This is a genomic window from Marinobacter aromaticivorans (assembly GCF_002806975.1).
In the GTDB taxonomy this organism is placed as follows: Bacteria; Pseudomonadota; Gammaproteobacteria; order Pseudomonadales; family Oleiphilaceae; genus Marinobacter; species Marinobacter aromaticivorans.
This window is the reverse complement of sequence record NZ_NIHD01000011.1, coordinates 1-16,645: the sequence shown is the minus strand read 5'-3', so window position 1 is coordinate 16,645 and position 16,645 is coordinate 1. Positions and strand designations below refer to the sequence as shown.

16 protein-coding genes are annotated in these 16,645 nt (G+C 53.8%); 1 reads left to right on the top strand and 15 read right to left on the bottom strand.

Going from position 1 to position 16,645, the window contains the following annotated elements:
• Positions 1–56: 56 nt before the first annotated feature.
• From CDH48_RS14900 to CDH48_RS14835, 14 genes are all read right to left on the bottom strand, one after another.
• Positions 57–248 carry a CsbD family protein gene (locus CDH48_RS14900; protein ID WP_100689536.1) on the bottom strand — a complete coding sequence of 64 codons (192 nt, stop codon included), beginning with the start codon at positions 246–248 and terminating at the stop codon, positions 57–59.
• 88 nt (positions 249–336) lie between these two features.
• The gene (locus CDH48_RS14895; RefSeq protein WP_100689535.1) at positions 337–507 is read right to left on the bottom strand and encodes a DUF1328 domain-containing protein; all 171 of its coding nucleotides are present in this window, start codon (positions 505–507) and stop codon (positions 337–339) included.
• Between the two features lie 460 nt (positions 508–967).
• Positions 968–2,404 (bottom strand): DHA2 family efflux MFS transporter permease subunit, encoded by a 1,437-nt coding sequence (locus tag CDH48_RS14890; RefSeq protein WP_100689534.1) that lies wholly within the window; start codon positions 2,402–2,404, stop codon positions 968–970.
• Between the two features lie 56 nt (positions 2,405–2,460).
• Positions 2,461–3,603, bottom strand: a complete 1,143-nt coding sequence (locus tag CDH48_RS14885) for an HlyD family secretion protein (protein WP_100689533.1) — start codon at positions 3,601–3,603, stop codon at positions 2,461–2,463.
• A 150-nt stretch (positions 3,604–3,753) separates the two neighbouring features.
• Positions 3,754–4,749, bottom strand: a complete 996-nt coding sequence (locus tag CDH48_RS14880; RefSeq protein ID WP_100689532.1) for a branched-chain amino acid ABC transporter permease — start codon at positions 4,747–4,749, stop codon at positions 3,754–3,756.
• Positions 4,750–4,751: 2 nt separating this feature from the next.
• Entirely contained in the window at positions 4,752–5,639 is an 888-nt protein-coding gene (locus tag CDH48_RS14875; RefSeq protein ID WP_100689531.1) for a branched-chain amino acid ABC transporter permease, read from the bottom strand.
• 102 nt (positions 5,640–5,741) lie between these two features.
• Positions 5,742–6,956 carry an ABC transporter substrate-binding protein gene (locus CDH48_RS14870; RefSeq protein WP_100689530.1) on the bottom strand — a complete coding sequence of 405 codons (1,215 nt, stop codon included), beginning with the start codon at positions 6,954–6,956 and terminating at the stop codon, positions 5,742–5,744.
• 77 nt (positions 6,957–7,033) lie between these two features.
• On the bottom strand, positions 7,034–7,756 hold the full coding sequence (locus tag CDH48_RS14865; RefSeq protein ID WP_100689529.1) for an ABC transporter ATP-binding protein: 723 nt from the start codon (positions 7,754–7,756) through the stop codon (positions 7,034–7,036).
• On the bottom strand, positions 7,753–8,547 hold the full coding sequence (locus CDH48_RS14860; protein ID WP_100689528.1) for an ABC transporter ATP-binding protein: 795 nt from the start codon (positions 8,545–8,547) through the stop codon (positions 7,753–7,755). The genes CDH48_RS14865 and CDH48_RS14860 overlap by 4 nt, the downstream gene beginning before the upstream one ends.
• A 75-nt stretch (positions 8,548–8,622) precedes the next feature.
• A complete protein-coding gene (locus tag CDH48_RS14855; protein ID WP_100689527.1) occupies positions 8,623–9,048 on the bottom strand; it encodes a PaaI family thioesterase in 426 nt (141 codons plus the stop codon).
• Positions 9,045–10,694, bottom strand: a complete 1,650-nt coding sequence (locus CDH48_RS14850) for an AMP-binding protein (RefSeq protein ID WP_100689526.1) — start codon at positions 10,692–10,694, stop codon at positions 9,045–9,047. The genes CDH48_RS14855 and CDH48_RS14850 overlap by 4 nt, the downstream gene beginning before the upstream one ends.
• A 92-nt stretch (positions 10,695–10,786) precedes the next feature.
• A complete protein-coding gene (locus tag CDH48_RS14845) occupies positions 10,787–11,830 on the bottom strand; it encodes a proline racemase family protein (protein WP_100689525.1) in 1,044 nt (347 codons plus the stop codon).
• On the bottom strand, positions 11,827–12,972 hold the full coding sequence (locus CDH48_RS14840; protein ID WP_100689524.1) for a zinc-binding dehydrogenase: 1,146 nt from the start codon (positions 12,970–12,972) through the stop codon (positions 11,827–11,829). The genes CDH48_RS14845 and CDH48_RS14840 overlap by 4 nt, the downstream gene beginning before the upstream one ends.
• Positions 12,973–13,094: 122 nt before the next feature.
• Entirely contained in the window at positions 13,095–14,207 is a 1,113-nt protein-coding gene (locus tag CDH48_RS14835; RefSeq protein WP_100689523.1) for an AI-2E family transporter, read from the bottom strand.
• 259 nt (positions 14,208–14,466) lie between these two features.
• Between CDH48_RS14835 and CDH48_RS14830 the strand changes: the two genes are divergently transcribed.
• The gene (locus tag CDH48_RS14830) at positions 14,467–15,876 is read left to right on the top strand and encodes an NAD(P)/FAD-dependent oxidoreductase (RefSeq protein WP_198515510.1); all 1,410 of its coding nucleotides are present in this window, start codon (positions 14,467–14,469) and stop codon (positions 15,874–15,876) included.
• Between the two features lie 34 nt (positions 15,877–15,910).
• Here the strand turns inward: CDH48_RS14830 and CDH48_RS14825 are convergent.
• Positions 15,911–16,645: bacteriophage T4 gp5 trimerisation domain-containing protein (locus CDH48_RS14825; RefSeq protein WP_406564997.1), on the bottom strand; the 735-nt coding region annotated here is incomplete at its 5' end.

Sequence of the window (16,645 nt, the reverse complement as noted above, 5' to 3'; positions counted from 1 at the left end):
GACTGCCGATGGCAATTGAGACGCCACCGGCTTTAAATCAGGTATAAAGGCGATAACTATTTGGTGAGCTTATCCCACTCTTTTTCTGCTTCGTCTCTCTTCATACCATACTTTTCCTGAATTTTGCCGACAAAGTACTCTCTTCTGCCTGCAATTTCATCGACCTCATCATCGGTCAACTTACCCCAATTTTCGCGCACTTTACCTTTGAGTTGTTTCCAGTTGCCTTCCATAATATCGTTATTCATAATACTTTCCTCCTGATTTAAAACAGCATGACGATTTCATTTTCGCCCATTGACGTAATGCACTACCTGAGCGACGTATTACTAACTATTAGGGTCCGCGCCCTTTCATTGCATTCATTACCAAAGAGACAATAAGAAATATAATGAAAACAAAGAATAAAACCTTGGCAATTCCTGCGGCAGCACCAGCAACACCACCAAAACCAAGCACTCCGGCTACAACAGCGATAATAAGACACACTAAAGCCCAATAAAGCATCAGCATTTCCTCCCTATTCGTTAGCTTCCAGGTCGATCCATTATTTCAGGTATAACCCCGAGCCCGGAGCTTTTACAGATTTAAGCTGATTTAATCAGACATAACGCAAAACGATTTCACTGTCGCGATATGATACCTTTAACGTGCCACACAGACTATATATCAGCAACAAGTAGTGCGCCTGTTTTTCGCGCCAAACTGCGTCAAATCCCTCTAACAAGTTGATATTTATAAAACATATCCATTAGTTATAATTTTTTAAGTTTCCGTTAAGGTTCAGACTCATTCCGAATAACTAACACCGGCTTCCCCCGGGCGGCACTGCACAAGGTTTTCCTTACAAACTTCTGGATCTCGCCCACAACACATAAACAATGGGATGGATTCCGGCAAGATGCACACAGCCTGGAAGATTCGTAAGTTTGCACTGGTGTGGACCCTGCGACGCTGGCTATTATCTTTACGGTTTCCGAAAAAGCAGCAGCATGGGTATCGTCAGCAGTGTCATCCATGCCATGAGCTGAAAATCATTGAGGTATCCAATGGCGGCCGCTTGCCGGCTCAGCTCGCCATTGAGTATCGCAAGCACCTGGTCGGTGGAGCCCAGGTCGCCGTCCCCCTCGAGCAATCGCTGTACCGGATCACGATAGGGCGTGAGCTGCTCCCCCAGAACCGCATGATTGGTCTGGGTACTGCGGGTGGCGAGTGCCACCATGACCGAAATACCAATGCTGCTGCCTATGTTTCTGATCAGGCTGAACATTGAGGTTCCGTCGGTGCGGTAGCGGGTTGCCAGCGTGGAGAAGGTTATGGTGCTCAGGGGAACAAACACCAGGCCAAGACCGACACCCTGGATCAACCCGGTCTGAACCAGCGCCCAGGGACTGATTTCCAGGTTAAACTGCGCCATCTGGAAAAGAGATACGGATACCAGCGTAAGGCCAATGCCTATCAGTAATCGGGCATCCACAAAGTTGAGCAGGCGGCCTACAACAATCATGGCCAGCATACTGCCTACGCCCCGGGGTGCCAGCACCTCACCAGTGGTGATCACCGGAAATCCCATCAGGTTCTGAAGAAATGGTGGCAACAACGCCAGAGTGGCGAGCAGCACAATGCCAACGATGAAAATAAACACCAGCCCCAGAACCAGGTTTCGGTCTTTGAACAGCCCAGGCTCAAGAAAGGGTTCTTTTGCGGTTATCATGTGCGCGATAAACATATAAAGGCACACTGCCGCGACGAGCGACTCGATAATAATTTCTGATGAAGAAAACCAATCCAGGCTCTGCCCACGGTCCAGCATCAACTGCAAAGAACCGATAGCGAGGGAGAGCAGCGCAAAACCAAACATATCGAAACGCCGCGGTTCCTTCCCGGTTTCCTCGACGAACATAAGAATGCCAATCAGTGCAAGAACACCAAACGGCAGATTAATCAGGAAAACCCAGCGCCAGTTGTAGTACTCAGTCAGGTAGCCTCCTAACGTCGGGCCAAGGATAGGGCCAACCATGACTCCCACGCCCCACATTGCCATGGCCGAGCCGTGTTTTTCCTTGGGGTAGGTGTCCAGCAGAACGGATTGGGACAGGGGCACCAGCCCGGCGCCAAACACCCCCTGCAGCAGACGGAACAACACCATTTCTTCCAGCGAGGTCGCAACGCCGCACAGCATGGATGTTACGGTGAAGCCGACAACAGCCGTTACAAACAGCTTTTTCCGGCCCATGCGGGCAGCCAGAAAGCCCGTCATCGGCGTCATGATCGCAGCGGCAACAATATACGATGTGAGAACCCAGGCAATCTGCTCTGAGGTAGCCGACATGCTGCCTTGCATATGGGGTAACGCAACGTTGGCGATGGTGGTATCAACGGCCTGCATAATCGTTGCAAGCATGATAGAGACGGTAATCAGCCCCCTGTTAGCGGCCCCTGAGCGGGAGGCTTGTCCATTCACTCAGAGTCTCCGGCCATCGCCGGCGTGGCACCAGCACCCAGGACCCCCTGAAGCCATGATGTCAGCGGTTGCATGAATGCAGGGCCACGGTTGTGCGGCCCGGTATCAATCGACACCACTACACTCATGCCCGAGAGCAGCCTGGGCGTATCAGGCTTTTTTTCCAGCTCGATTCGTACAGGAATACGCTGAACAACCTTCACCCAGTTGCCGGTTGCGTTCTGTGCCGGCAAAACAGAAAACTCAGAACCTGCTGCTGCAGCAATACTCACGACGCGTCCTTCCCAGGTGTAGTTCGGGTAGGCGTCCACCTCGACCTCTACATACTGGCCTGGCTGAACATGGGTCAGCTGAGTCTCTTTCAGGTTGGCCTCAACCCAGCTCCCCGTAACCGATACCAGGCTCATGGCTGCCCGGCCGGGGCTGGCATATTGCCCTTCCACCGGCACCCTGGACGCAATGCCGTCAAAACGCGCCAGAACGCGAGTATCGTTCAGGTCTTCCCGCGCGGCTTCCAGTGCTGACTGCGCCTTGCGGTACAGGGGGTGATCTTCCACTGCAATTTCAGGGTCGCCGGCAAGACCGGCCTTGATACGTTCCAGACTCGTATGAACCTGCAAGACCTGTTGCTCCGCAAGCTCCATCTTGTGGCGATAGCTATCCAGTACCGACTCAGACACCGCCCTCTTTCTGGCCAACTCCCCTTGCCGCTCGTACTCACGGCTGGTAAAGGCCTGATTGCTTCTGGCAACCTCGAGCTCTTGCTGCTTTTCCCTGTAGCTGGCCTTCATGATTTCAATTCGGGTTTGCACCTCCGCCCTCTCCGATTCTGACTTTTCAAGGGCTATCCGGTAACGCTGCGGATCTATCTCAAACAAAAGATCGCCTGCCTTGACACTCTGATTTTCCCTCACGGCGACGCCCAGAACCGTTCCTGACACCTCGGGCATTACAGAGACAATATCCGCACGCACGTAGGCATTTTCAGTTTCAACGTAACGACCACCGAGAAGGTAGATAACAATGGCCATAAGAATCACGGCGAGGGGAATGATCGCCAGCAGGATGAACCTGCTGCTGACACGGCCTGCCTCTCTGTGGGTCGGCTGGAGCGCTAATCTCGTTGTTGTATGTCGCATAGTGTTTTCGGTTTCTGAGGGTTTGAGGCATGAAGCAGTTATCAGATGTCGTGAGCTATAGCATTATAAGCATGCTTACCTTCAGAGTGAATAAACCCCAAAAAAAAGACCACTTCGAAAAGTGGCCCTCTTTCTGCGCAGATGCGGGTTCTACCCCATATTTTTTCTCACAAACTTCTGCACCTCTCCAACTATGCCACTACGGAACGACAGAACCGTGAGCACAAAGATGGCCCCCAGAATCGGATCCACCCAGTCCCTGAGCGGCCCCTGGCCGAGCTGATATTCAATATTAACCACCAGGGTGGCACCCAACACCGGCCCCAGCAATGTACCCACACCACCTACAAGGGTCATCAGAATGACCTCACCTGACATGTGCCAGTGGGCGTCATTCAAAGAAGCCAGCTGGAATACCACCGATTTCATGGAACCCGCCAGGCCGGCAAGAGTGGCTGATATTACGAATGCCAGAACTTTGTAACGATCCACTTTATAACCCAGGGAGACAGCACGGGGTTCGTTCTGTTTAATCGCCTTGAGTACGTGGCCATAGGGGCTGCTGACAATCCGTTGAACCAGCAGGTAGCAGGCGAGGAATACCACCAGCACGAAGTAATACATGTTCAGATTGTCTTCAAGGTTGATCAGCCCGAACAGTTCACCTCTCGGTACTCCATGCAATCCGTCCTCGCCGCCGGTAAAGGGCGACTGAACGAAGAAGAAGAACACCAACTGCGCCAGAGCCAGAGTAACCATGGCAAAGTAGATGCCTTGACGGCGAATGGACAGAAGCGCAAAGCCCAATCCAAGCACCGCCGCCACCAAAGTGCCGGCGATTATGCCCATTTCCGTGGTGAGGCCACTGAAGTTGCTGAGCAGATAACCCGTAGTGTACCCACCGGTAGCCAGAAAAGCCGCATGGCCGAAAGACAGCAAACCGGTGAAACCGAATAACAGGTTGAAAGCTACCGCAAACAACGCGAAGCAAAGGATTTTCATCAGGAATACCGGGTACATCACGAACGGTGCCAGTAGCAACAGCACCAGTAATATACCGTTCAGCATCAGCTTTCTGCGATCCTCGGCTTTTTGTTGCTTCAGGATCGTTTTCTGGATGTCGGACTGGATATCGGTCTGGCTCATGATTATGCCTCCTTACCAAACAGGCCATGGGGCCGAATCATCAGCACGATTACCATGACCAGGAAGATCACGGCAGATGATGCAGGCGGATAGAAAGTCTTGGTTAGCCCTTCCACCACACCCATGAGAACACCGGTGATAATGGCGCCACCGATCGAGCCCAGCCCGCCGATAACCACCACTGCAAAGACGACAATGAGGATGTGTGAGCCCATTACCGGAGTTACCGAATAGATGGGCGCGGCCAACACGCCGGCAAACGCAGCCAGCATGACGCCAAACCCGTATGTCAGGCTCACCAGCAGTGGCACGTTAATACCGAAACCCTGCATAAGCTGCGAGTCTTCGGTGCCAGCCCGCAGGTAAGCGCCCAGTTTGGTTTTTTCGATCATGAACCAGGTGCCAAAGCACACAAGAAGGGCGGCTACAATAACCCAGGCCCGGTAATAAGGCAGGAACATAAACCCTAGGTTTACACCGCCTTTGAACATATCCGGCATTGAATAGCGAAGCCCGGATACACCATAAATATTGGTGAGAATGCCCTGCATGATCAGCGCCACGCCGAAGGTCAGAAGCAGGCTGTATATATGATCCTGCCCGGCAATACGGCGAAGAAGAAAATACTCAACAAGCACCCCGACAATGCCAACCAGAACAGGTGCCAGAAAAAGAGCGACCCAGTAGTTGACGCCAAGGTTATCAAACAGGATCACTGTGCCCATGGCACCCAGCATATACATGGCGCCATGGGCAAAGTTGATAATCTTGAGAAGGCCGAAAATTACGGCCAGCCCGAGACTCAACAGCGCGTAGAACGCCCCGTTGATAATCCCGATCAGAAGCTGGCCAGACAGCACCGCCATGGGCACGCCGAAAATCATGGACATGTTACTAACTCCAGAAGCAGCACGGACGTTGAATCAGTTTTTATTTTTTGCGTAATGCTCAGAGCTCTCCGGCAAGCGCCGGAGAACTCCTTTGCATACCTGCTATTTGCTGCTAATCAGCTTGCACTTGCTGTCCGCGAGCGGGCGAAACGCCTCTTCAGCCGGAATGGTACGGAGAATCTTGTACAGGTCCCACTCGCCGCTGGACTCTTCCGGAGTTTTTACCTGTGCCAGATACATATCATGAACCATGCGACCATCTTCACGAATGCGGCCATTCTTGGTAAACATGTCGTTGATAGGCGTATCCATCATCTGCTTGCGCACGGTCTGGGCATCATCCGAACCGGTTTTTTCAACTGCATCCAGATACTGAAGCGTGCTGGAATAGATACCCGCATGCACCATCGTAGGTCTTGCACCGGTCTCTTTCATGAAGCGGTCGGACCATTCACGGGTCTCATCGTTCATATCCCAATACCAGCCGGTGGTCAGTTGGAGACCCTGAGCGGCCTCAGTTCCCAGCGCATGTACATCACTGAGGAAGACCACAAGGCCGGCGATGGTCTGGCCAGACTGGGTTACACCGAACTCCGCGGCGGTTGTTATAGCATTCGTGGTGTCGGCACCGGCATTTGCCAGAGCGATAACATCGGCGCCAGACGCCTGCGCTTGCAGAATGAACGATGAGAAGTCAGGTGTCGGGAACGGGTGGCGAATGCTGCCAACGATTTCACCGCCATTGGCTTCAACTACGCGGGTTACGTCTGCTTCCATGGCGTGCCCGAAGGCGTAGTCCGCGGTGAGGATATACCAGGTTTTGCCGCCTTCCTTAACGATCGCAGTCGGGGTGCCGATAGATAATGCGTAGGTGTCGTAAGTGTAGTGAATGTGGTTAGGTGTACAGTACTCGTTGGTAATACTGGATGCGGCAGAGCCATTAACCAGACCAAGTTTATCGTTCTCCTCGATAACTTTGGTTGCCGCAATCGTTACAGAAGATGCAACCAGGCCAGCCACCATATCCACGTTATCGTTTTCCAGCCAGCGACGCACTGTGCTGGAGGCTACGTCCGGGCTGTTACGGTCATCGGCTGTAACGATTTCGATTTTGGCACCTTTGACCGTACCACCGAAATCGGCAATCGCCATTTCCAGGGCCTTGAGACCGTTCGGACCAGACAGATCGCGATAGGTACCGGACATATCAGCCAGGTAGCCGATTTTCACCGTGTTATTGCTGATTTCGGCTTGGGCGCCACCCACCATCAGGGCTGATGCAACAGCTGAAGCCAGAAGCTTTTTCATGATTGTCATTATTATATCTCCGCTACTGTTTTGCGTTGGTTCGGTTTTTTGTTGCTATTTTCCGTTTTACATGCACCTATCCAGGTTCAGACACCCAAATAGCGATCCAGCACCGACTGCTTTGCGTGCAGCTCGCCGGCACTGACTTCCTCCACAATTCGGCCATGCTCAACCACGTAATGCCTGTCGGCCAATGGCGCTGCAAAGTGGAAGTTTTGCTCCACCAGAATGATGGTAAGCCCCTTGTTTTTCAGGTCGACCAGAACCTCACCCAGTTTTTCTACAATAACCGGCGCCAGGCCCTCGGTAATTTCATCCAGCAAAAGCATGTTGGCGCCAGTGCGCAGGATTCGCGCCAGTGCCAGCATCTGTTGTTCCCCGCCCGACAACTTGGTGCCTTGGCTGAAGCGGCGTTCGTAGAGATTGGGGAACATGGTGTAGATTTCTTCCAGGCCCATCCCTCCACTGCGCACGATCGGCGGCAAGGTGAGATTTTCGTGAACGCTCAGGGAAGCGAAAATGCCGCGGTGCTCGGGACAATACCCGACACCCAGCCTGGCAATATTGTGCGGGGCGCAAGACATGGTCTCTTCGCCGTTTATCATGATCGAGCCAGTGCGGCGGCCCACCATATTCATGATTGCTTTGAGCGTCGTGCTTCTGCCCGCGCCGTTACGGCCAAGCAGAGTGACCAGTTCGCCGCGCTTAACAACCAAATCGATGCCGTGCAAAATATGGGATTCCCCGTAAAATGCATGCAGCCCGTCAATGCGCAGCTGATCGTACTCCCTCGTCGCATTCTGGCTCATTGGGCAGCCTCCTCTGCTGTGACCGCTCCCCGTTCACCGCTGGAACCGGTTCCCATATAAACCTCGCGAACACGGGGGTCAGCAGAAACTGCCTCATAATCACCTTCGGTAAGCACGGAGCCCTGTGCCAGCACCGTTATACGATCGCACAGTTTGGAAACCACGCTCAGGTTGTGCTCAACCATCAGCACGGTGCGTCCCTCAGCCGCCTTGCGAACCAACTCCACAACGCGATCAACATCCTCCGTTCCCATACCCTGAGTAGGCTCATCCAACAGCAGGATTTCCGGCTCCATAGCCAGAGTAGTTGCCAGCTCAAGAGCACGTTTGCGGCCATAGGCCAGCTCTACCGTCATGGTATTCGCAAACTCAGTCAGGCCGACAGAGTCCAGAAGCTCCATGGCACGCTTATTGAGCCGGTTCAACGAAGCTCCCGATTTCCAGAAGCTGAACGAACTGCCCTCGAAGCTTTGCAGCGCAACCCGGATGTTCTCAAGAGCCGTCATATGGGGAAAAACGGCGGAGATCTGAAACGAGCGAACCATGCCTTTACGGGCAATGGCCGCTGACTTCATTGGCGTAATGTCTTCGCCTTTAAACAGAATCTGTCCGCGTGTAGGGATGAGAAACTTGGTGAGCAGGTTGAACACGGTTGTCTTGCCAGCACCATTGGGGCCGATAAGAGCGTGTATGTGGCCTTTCTGAATCTGCAGATTCACGTCATCGACCGCAACAAAGCCCTTGAACTCTTTTACAAGGCTTCGGGTCTCCAGCACATACTGGTCACTCATGAGCCAATCTACCTTTGTTATTGTTGTACGTTTTTCTTGTTTACAGATTAGATTGACGTTTACGTATACGTCAATCTAATTCTCATGTTTTTTCGGCGGTATCGAGTAGGTCATTGTTGAGTGTGCAACGGGTTCGTCTCCGCCTTCCGAATAAACAAACACCTCACCTACGCCCATGGTGCGCCCTACCTTAAGCATGGTTGCCCGCGCCCAGATGGGTGTATGGGCCTTGGGCTTGCGCAGAAAGTTAATATTCAGGTTGGTGGTGACAGCCAGAGGCACTAGCCCGATCCGGCTTAGCAGTGCCGCATAAAGCGTGACATCTGCCAGGCCCATCATGACCGGGCCGGACACGGTTCCGCCTGGCCTGAGGTGCCCATCATCTACATCCAGGCTCATTTCGGCCCAACCGTCCCCCAGCTTCCTCAGGGTACCGTAGGCGGCACCCTGGGGAAACTGTTCCCGGAGAAACCTGTCCAGCTCCTCAAAGGTTATTTTCATGAACCAGATTCCTCCTGGGCCCGGTTACGCAGAACAAAGCGCTGGATCTTGCCGCTGGGCGTTTTCGGAAGCTCATCCACAAACTCAATTTCGCGAGGGAATGCGTGTGTGGAAAGACGCCGGCGAACCAGTTCCTGCAGTTCTTCCCGCAGAGCCTGATCGTCTGCTCGTTGCTGATCCCCTTTTATAACCACATATGCCTTGATGATGGAGCCCCGTTTTTCGTCCGGTTTTGCAACCACGCCGGACTCCGCAACCACTGCATGTTCCAGCAGCGTGCTTTCCACGTCCGCCGGGCCAACACGGTAGCCGGCGGTGGTGATAATGTCGTCGTCACGACCGCTGAATGAAAAACTGCCGTCGCCATGGCAAACCGCCATATCACCCGTGAGGTAATAGCCTTTTACGAACGGGTCTTTTTCGCCCCAGGTGTAACCATCGAAGTGAAACAGCGGCGATGCTTTCACATCCACCGCAATCTGACCCACTTCGCCCTCGCCTACTTCCTCGTTTTTCTCGTTCAGCGCAACCACTTTATGGCCGGGTGACGAGTAGCCCATGGAACCCTGGCGCACCGGATGCGCGAGCGCGTGAAAGTTGCAGCAGGTCATGCCGGTTTCTGTCTGGCCATAATGATCCATAACCGGGCAAAAATGGCGGTTTTTGATCCAGTTAACCACTTCCGGGTTCAGTGGTTCTCCGGCACTGCTGGCCACACGAAGCCCTAGGTTTTCGCCTTCCGGAAGTATGTGATCATTGGCTTTAAGCAGGCGATAGGCCGTGGGAGCTGCGGCCAGGTTGGTGATCTTGTACTTGCGGATCATGTCGTAGGTGGACTCCGGGGTAAACGCGCCCGGGTTGAAGTGGGTAGCATGCCCCATCAGCAGGGGGCCCACCACCGCATAATAAAGGCCATAAGCCCAGCCAGGATCTGCAACGTTCCAGAAGGCATCGTCATCGCGCAAATCAATGGCGTATTTCATGTAGACATAAAACGCCAGCAACGCACGGGCTGGCACGGCAACGCCTTTGGACTTGCCGACGGTACCGGAGGTAAACATCTGCAGAAACGGATCGGTGCCTTTGATCATAACCGGCTCAAAGTCACTGCTCTGCTCTTCAAGAGTGCCGCGGAAATCCGGAATACCGGCACCCGTTTTCCCTGCATCAACACAGAGAACAGGCGAACAATCCTTCACTTCGGTGAGCTTGGAATAGTTAGCCGGGTCCGTAACCACCAGCTTTGTTCCTGCACGCTCAAGGCGGTATTCGATTGCACCCGAGCCGAATGCGGTAAACAGCGGCTGGTAGACCGCACCAACGCGCAGTGTGCCGGCAATAACGACAAGAAGTTCGGGGGTTCTAGGTAACAGGCCGGCGACCCGGTCACCTTTGCCAATCCCCTGCGAAACGAGATAGTTCGCAAACCGTGCAGACTGCTCTTTGAGCTCAGCAAAGGTGAGCGTACCATCGCCGCCAGCCCCGGTTTCATAGTAGAGCGCAACTTTTTTCGGGTCGGTTGCCCACTTGTCACAGATTTCATGGCAAACGTTCAACCCGCCTTCCAGACTTCCGTCCAGAATTTCCGCTTCCAGGGCGGCGGGATCAAAGTTGTTATAAACGTCGGCGTATGCCGGAAGGCTCATGATCAACTCCTGCTATTTTTATCATTGAATGCATGGACGAAGATTTAGCACAGCCTTCACTTTACGTAAAGGTAAACTTTAGGCGAACAACGTCACTGAGACATGCGACTACTGAGAATATGATGCAGCCCGTCACAGTCCACCAACGAATCCTCGCAGTTCACGACAATATCGGAACGGGCAATGACATAGCCCTTTCCCGTTATGTTATTTTTTACAACCCGGTACTCATCCTCCTGCTCTATGGCCGAGAACTCGCCAATAAAGCCGGTTTCCCGGAGAGACACTGTTTCAAGCTTGTCTCCGGGGTGTATCAGCCCTTCGTAATCCATCAGCGCCAGTCGGGCCGAGGTGCCTGTGCCGGTAGTGCTCCGACAGATCACACCCGGATGCACATAGGTGGCAGAACGGGAGCGATAATAGCCTTCCGCCACCTGCTGCACCGGCCCCATAAAATGCAGGAATGGCAGGGGGCCCACATCACCGAGGGTGTAGTGGGAAAAGCCGGTTTCCGCCTGAATCGCTTCGACAATCCTGTGCGCCGCCCGAGCAAGCTCTTGCTCTTCATCCAGGGTGAGGTCGAACCCGAGGGCTTCTGCATCCACCAGTGCGTAGAATCCGCCACTGTAGGCCACGCTGTAGATAACCCTTCCGATTGACGGCACTTCAATGGAAGCCCGGTGGGTGTGTATGTAGCTCGGAAGACCTTCGCAGGTGATCGCCTCCACTACCCCGTTTTCAACTCTGGCCTCAATACGAACCAGGCCCGCCGGCGATTCCAGGAAAAAGTCCTGTTTGCCTTCTTTCATGGGCACTATACCGGCATCAAGTACTGCCGTTGCGGTGCAGATAGTGTTGGAACCGGAATAAATCGGGTACCCCATCACTTCCATAATGATGTACCCGGCCGCCGCCCGGGGGTCAGATGGCGGAACCAGCAAATCAACCGACATCTCGGGGATACCGTAAGGCTCCTCCAGCAACAGCTTTCTCAGCCCATCCGCATCATCTCGCAGATACTCCATTTGCGCCCGCACACTGCCACCCGGCAAGGCATCGATACCACCGGTCACAATGCGGCTGACATCGCCGCCGGCATGGGTGTCGATAAGCTGAATTTTCAGTTCCTGCTTCATGGGTTGCGCTCCAGAGACCAGGGTTTGCCGTGTTCTTCCCACTGGGAATCCGGAACAATGACAATCTTACCGAGATAGTTGCTGCCACGATTCATGAAGTAGCGCTCCGCCTGGTGCAGTTCCGAGAGCGGGAAAGCTCCGTGCAGCACCGGCTTGAGCTGCCCGCTGCGAATCCAGTCCACAAGCTGCTCCGCCTCTTCCCGGGTACCGTGGGAGACACCAAATATCTGCACCTGGTACAGGTAAATCCGTGTCCACAGGATTTCACTGACGTTGCCGCCACTGGCGCCGGCAATGCTCAGGCGAGGATAGGTTTCGCGCGTATTCATGTCGAAGATCATGGCGTCAATGAAGCGGTCAGTCATCTCACCGCCCACCAGGTCCATAACCGCATCAAATGGTTTGCCGCCAGTTTGGGTCTTCACCCGCTCCACAAAGCTGTCCATATCCGCACGGTCAAGTACCGACTCTGCGCCCAGCTCCGTGAGAGCCGCAGCTTTATCCATAGTGCTCAATGCGTAAGGTACAGCCCCCATAATCCGGCAAAGCTGAATCAAAGCGGTGCCGACACCACCGCTGGCACCGGTAACCAGAACCCGCTCGCCTGCTGTTATACGGGCTGACGTGAGCATGTGCATGGCCGTCTGGTATGAGCACATGCCCATTGCGGCGAGCTGCGCGTCGTCCAGATCCGCATTTGGCACAGCATGGAACTGATCTGAAGGAACCGCAACATACTCCGCGTAGCCGCCATCTGCACCATGGCCGTAATAATCCGGGGTAAGGTTTATATCGCGGCGGCTGTCCGCATAGATATTGAAATCCAGCAGACCTCGCTCGCCAATGCGGCTGCGATCAACGCCTGCACCCACGTCCACAACACGGCCAGCAATATCAGCACCCTGAATACGGGGAAAGATCAGTGTTGGCTTGCCCCCCATCTGAAACGACGTGGTTTCGCCCTTTTTTGTGGGATACAGCCCTTCCCTGGCTTTGCGGTCGGTATTGTTCTTTGCGGTAGCGGTTACCTGAACCAGCACTTCGCCATGTGCGGGAGACGGCGTAGGTACTTCCTTGTACTGGAGCTTGTCCAGGTCGCCATGACCGGTAAGAACCATGGCTTTCATGGTGTTCGGGATCATAGATAAATACCCCCCCTACCTGTGGAATGTAAGTAATCCCATCAGGATAGGTGACATTCAAGAATGTGTCAGGGGGGGAGGCGGGTATCCATCTTTTTGTTCATGAAAGCCATTCCCGACCACTAACGGGCGATCACTTTATAGACCGGATGCAGCCTGGGAATCTGTTTCAGAACAACCTGAATCACCGTCATCAATGGCACCGCAAGCAACACGCCCACTGGCCCCCACAGCCACCCCCAGAAAAAGATGGAAACGAAAATAATCACCGGGTTTATCGCCATGCGAAAGCCGTGGATCCACGGTTCAATAAAGAAACCCACCATCGTGGTGAGGGCAAGATAACCAACCGGTGCAATGGCCATCATCCAGAAGGTGTCCAGGCTTACCGCAGAGACAACTGCCAGCAATAAAATGGTGAGAATAACCCCGAGATACGGAATAAAACGGGCAAGGCCAGCCACCAATCCCCAGACTGCAGGGTCTGGCATACCGATTGCCCAGGCCATGAGCCCTGTTGATATACCAACAAAAGTATTGCTGATTCCCAAAACCCCCAGGTACTGGGCAATCTGTTGCTGGGAATCCCGGGTAATACGCAGCACGGTTCGACGGTGACTCCCTGGCAACTGCCGTACAAAATTAAGCACCAGCCGGTCGCCACTGACCAACAGAAAATAGGTAAGGGCCATGGCCAGCGCAAGACCCGCAATGCCGTTACGGGCTTTGCTCATCAACTGGGCTCGCCAGGATTCTGTCTGCAGTACGACGGTAGTTGGCTCCGGCCTGGTTTTTTTGCCATCTCCCTCCGAGAGTTCACTGACAGATTGCTCCACCTTTTGAGCAGATTCCGTCACCTTACTGATCTGCCGCTTGAGCTCGCTTTCGCCTACCAGCAAACGCGAGATGCCTTCTGGAGCCTTACCCGCCCATTCCAGCGCCGGTGTGGCAACCGCCATAGACACACCTGCGATAGCCGCAAGCAACAGCAACACCAGGATCAGCGAACTGACTACCCTGGGAATACGCAGCCCGGTGCACATCCGAGTGGCCAGAGGCGACAACAGCAGGCTTGTGAGCAGCGCCAGCACCATCGGCAAGATAATCTGATGAGCAAGATACAGGGTGTAGAGCACACCCAGGATAAAAAGCCCGTAGATAGGTGTTACAAGGTCGGCCAGTGTCTTTTCGGTTTCCGGGCTGCGCTGCTCAATCGGGTTTTGTTCGTTTTCCATAGGATATCCGTTATGTTTCAGTTGGCAGCGACCACAAAGAGGGCCCGCCTGACTGGATGTGCCACCGATGGTTGCGGCTGGCATACAAGGCAAACAGTGTAACTCTGCCCAGGCCTTATCGCATTATCGAGCTGCAAGGGCCAGAACAAAGATATTACAGGCATGGTTTACGAAGAATTGACTATTATGTGCGTGCATCTGACATTTTTTAACGCACCCTTCTTGATGGGCATGTTCTTAAGCAATAAGCGGAGTCTGTATGACAAACAACGCCTTGGAAGACATGGCCAGAAATTACTCATTCTGGCAGCACAAATACGGGGCTTATACTCCGAACGATCCTCTGCCAAAAGGCAGCTATAACGCCGATGTTCTCATAGTAGGCGCTGGTTATACCGGTTTGACCACGGCCCGCGAGGTGAAGCGCGATCACCCTGAACTCAGCGTTATGGTGCTGGATGCGAATGAGATCGGCTTTGGCGCTTCGGGCAGAAATGGCGGTTTTAATATGACTCTGTTCGGCATGGAACCGGAAGTAACCGTTTTGCGCTGGGGCAAGGAAAAGGCCCGGGAAGCCCAGGCATATATGCAGAAAGCGGTTGCCTATGTTCATGACCTGATTGAAAACGAAGGCCTGGACTCCGATTACGAGCATACCGGCATGTGGCGAGTCGCTTACACGGAGCGCCAGGAAAAACGGCTGAAAAACACCTATCGCCTGCTGTGCGATCTGGCAAAAGACGGAAGTTACTGTTTTTACGAGCAGAGCAAGGTAAGAGAAAAACTCAACGCTCCGCACATCCGGGCCGCCATTTATGAACCGGAAACCGGGATTCTGGATCCTTGCAAGCATGTACGGGCATTAAAAAGGCTGGCCGAACAGACGGGTGCAGAGATCTACGAACATTCGGCGGTAACCGATATTCGCCGAACGCAGGAAGGCGTTGTGGTGCACACGTCGAGCGCAACAATCCGGGCGAAAAAACTGGTTCTGGCAACGAACGCGTGGACACATACATTACCCGGGCCTCGCAAACTGAGAAGCCGGCAGAGAGCCGTTTGGACCTATCAGATTGTCTCCGAACCCTTGACCGACGATGAGTGGAAAACGCTGGGCTGGGGCGACCGCATGTCAATCGAAGACAACCGCCAACTGGTCCACTACTTGCGGATCACCAAGTGTGGCCGTATCACCATGGGCGGTGGTGATATCGGATTCGAGTACGGAAATGGCATGGATAAATGGCACGACGAAAATGTCTGGCAGGATTTGGAAGCGCACTTTCGCTGGCTGTTCCCGTCGCTGGCGCACAAGAAAATCGATTACAAATGGGGCGGTGCCGTGTCGGCCAATTTCGATATGGTTCCCGAAATAGGATTTATCGGTGATCAGAATATTATTTACTCAACGGGCTGCATTGGTCATGGGGTATCGCTTACACAACTGAACGGCCGGCTCATTGCAGATCTGATTGCTGGTGTGGACAGTGAACTCAGCCGGTTCTGGATAGTGAACAGGAGCGCGATACCCGTACCACCCGGCAACGTTCTTTCCTATCTTGGTGTTAAGGCAATCACCGGAGTGCTCAAAGGCGTTGACTGGTTTGAGGAGCGGAATCTTCACAAAGCGTATGATGCCATGACAGAGGGGCAAAGCAATGTCACTTGATCCGGCACCTGACACACATTGCTGCCTACTGCCATCATCCGGTTTGATGCGAATGCCCTTGCTCATTCTTGCCACAAGGGCAATTACGTAACGGGCAAGTGCCGTCTGGCTGTTGCTGGCAATGCTCAAGGATACCGGTTCGCTGCATTCCAGCCTGTTTCAGCCGGTGAGCAACTACAGCTTCGGGTTCTGCACTGGCTCGTTGACTCGCTTCCGCCAATGCCACCGGCTCAATAACCTCACCCGCAGCAGTCAACAACCCCGGCATCTCCGGCCCCCTCACTTTCTGGCCACTCCCCTTGCCGGCCGAGCCTCCGGCGTTCATCCTGATACTCGCTCCGCCTATAGCAACGCCACCCGGATCGATCTTCAAAAAGCTTCCACCCGCCTTCAGGGTAATCTCGGCTCCAGCTTCAATAACGGCTTTCTGCCCGGCTTTAATATGGAGTTCGGTACCCGAATCACTGAGCCAGGCTGTACCGGCCTTCAGGTGTAAAGAGCCGGTGACGTTGAAACTGTGGTCTTTGCCGATTTGTTCGCGTTTTTCACCGTCGATGGTCTGGTGCCGGCTGCCTTTTACGTGAGTGAAGCGGTCGTTCCCAACGCTCAGGTGGCTGTCGTTTCTGATGATTTCGGTGCGGTTGTTTTCCGTGAGCAGATCCAGGTCTTTTTGCGCGTGGACGTAGATCTGTTCTTTGTCCGCTTCATCCTCAAAGCGCAATTCGTTGCTGCCCTCCCCCTTGTGAGTCTGGGTTTTCAGGGTGGTGCG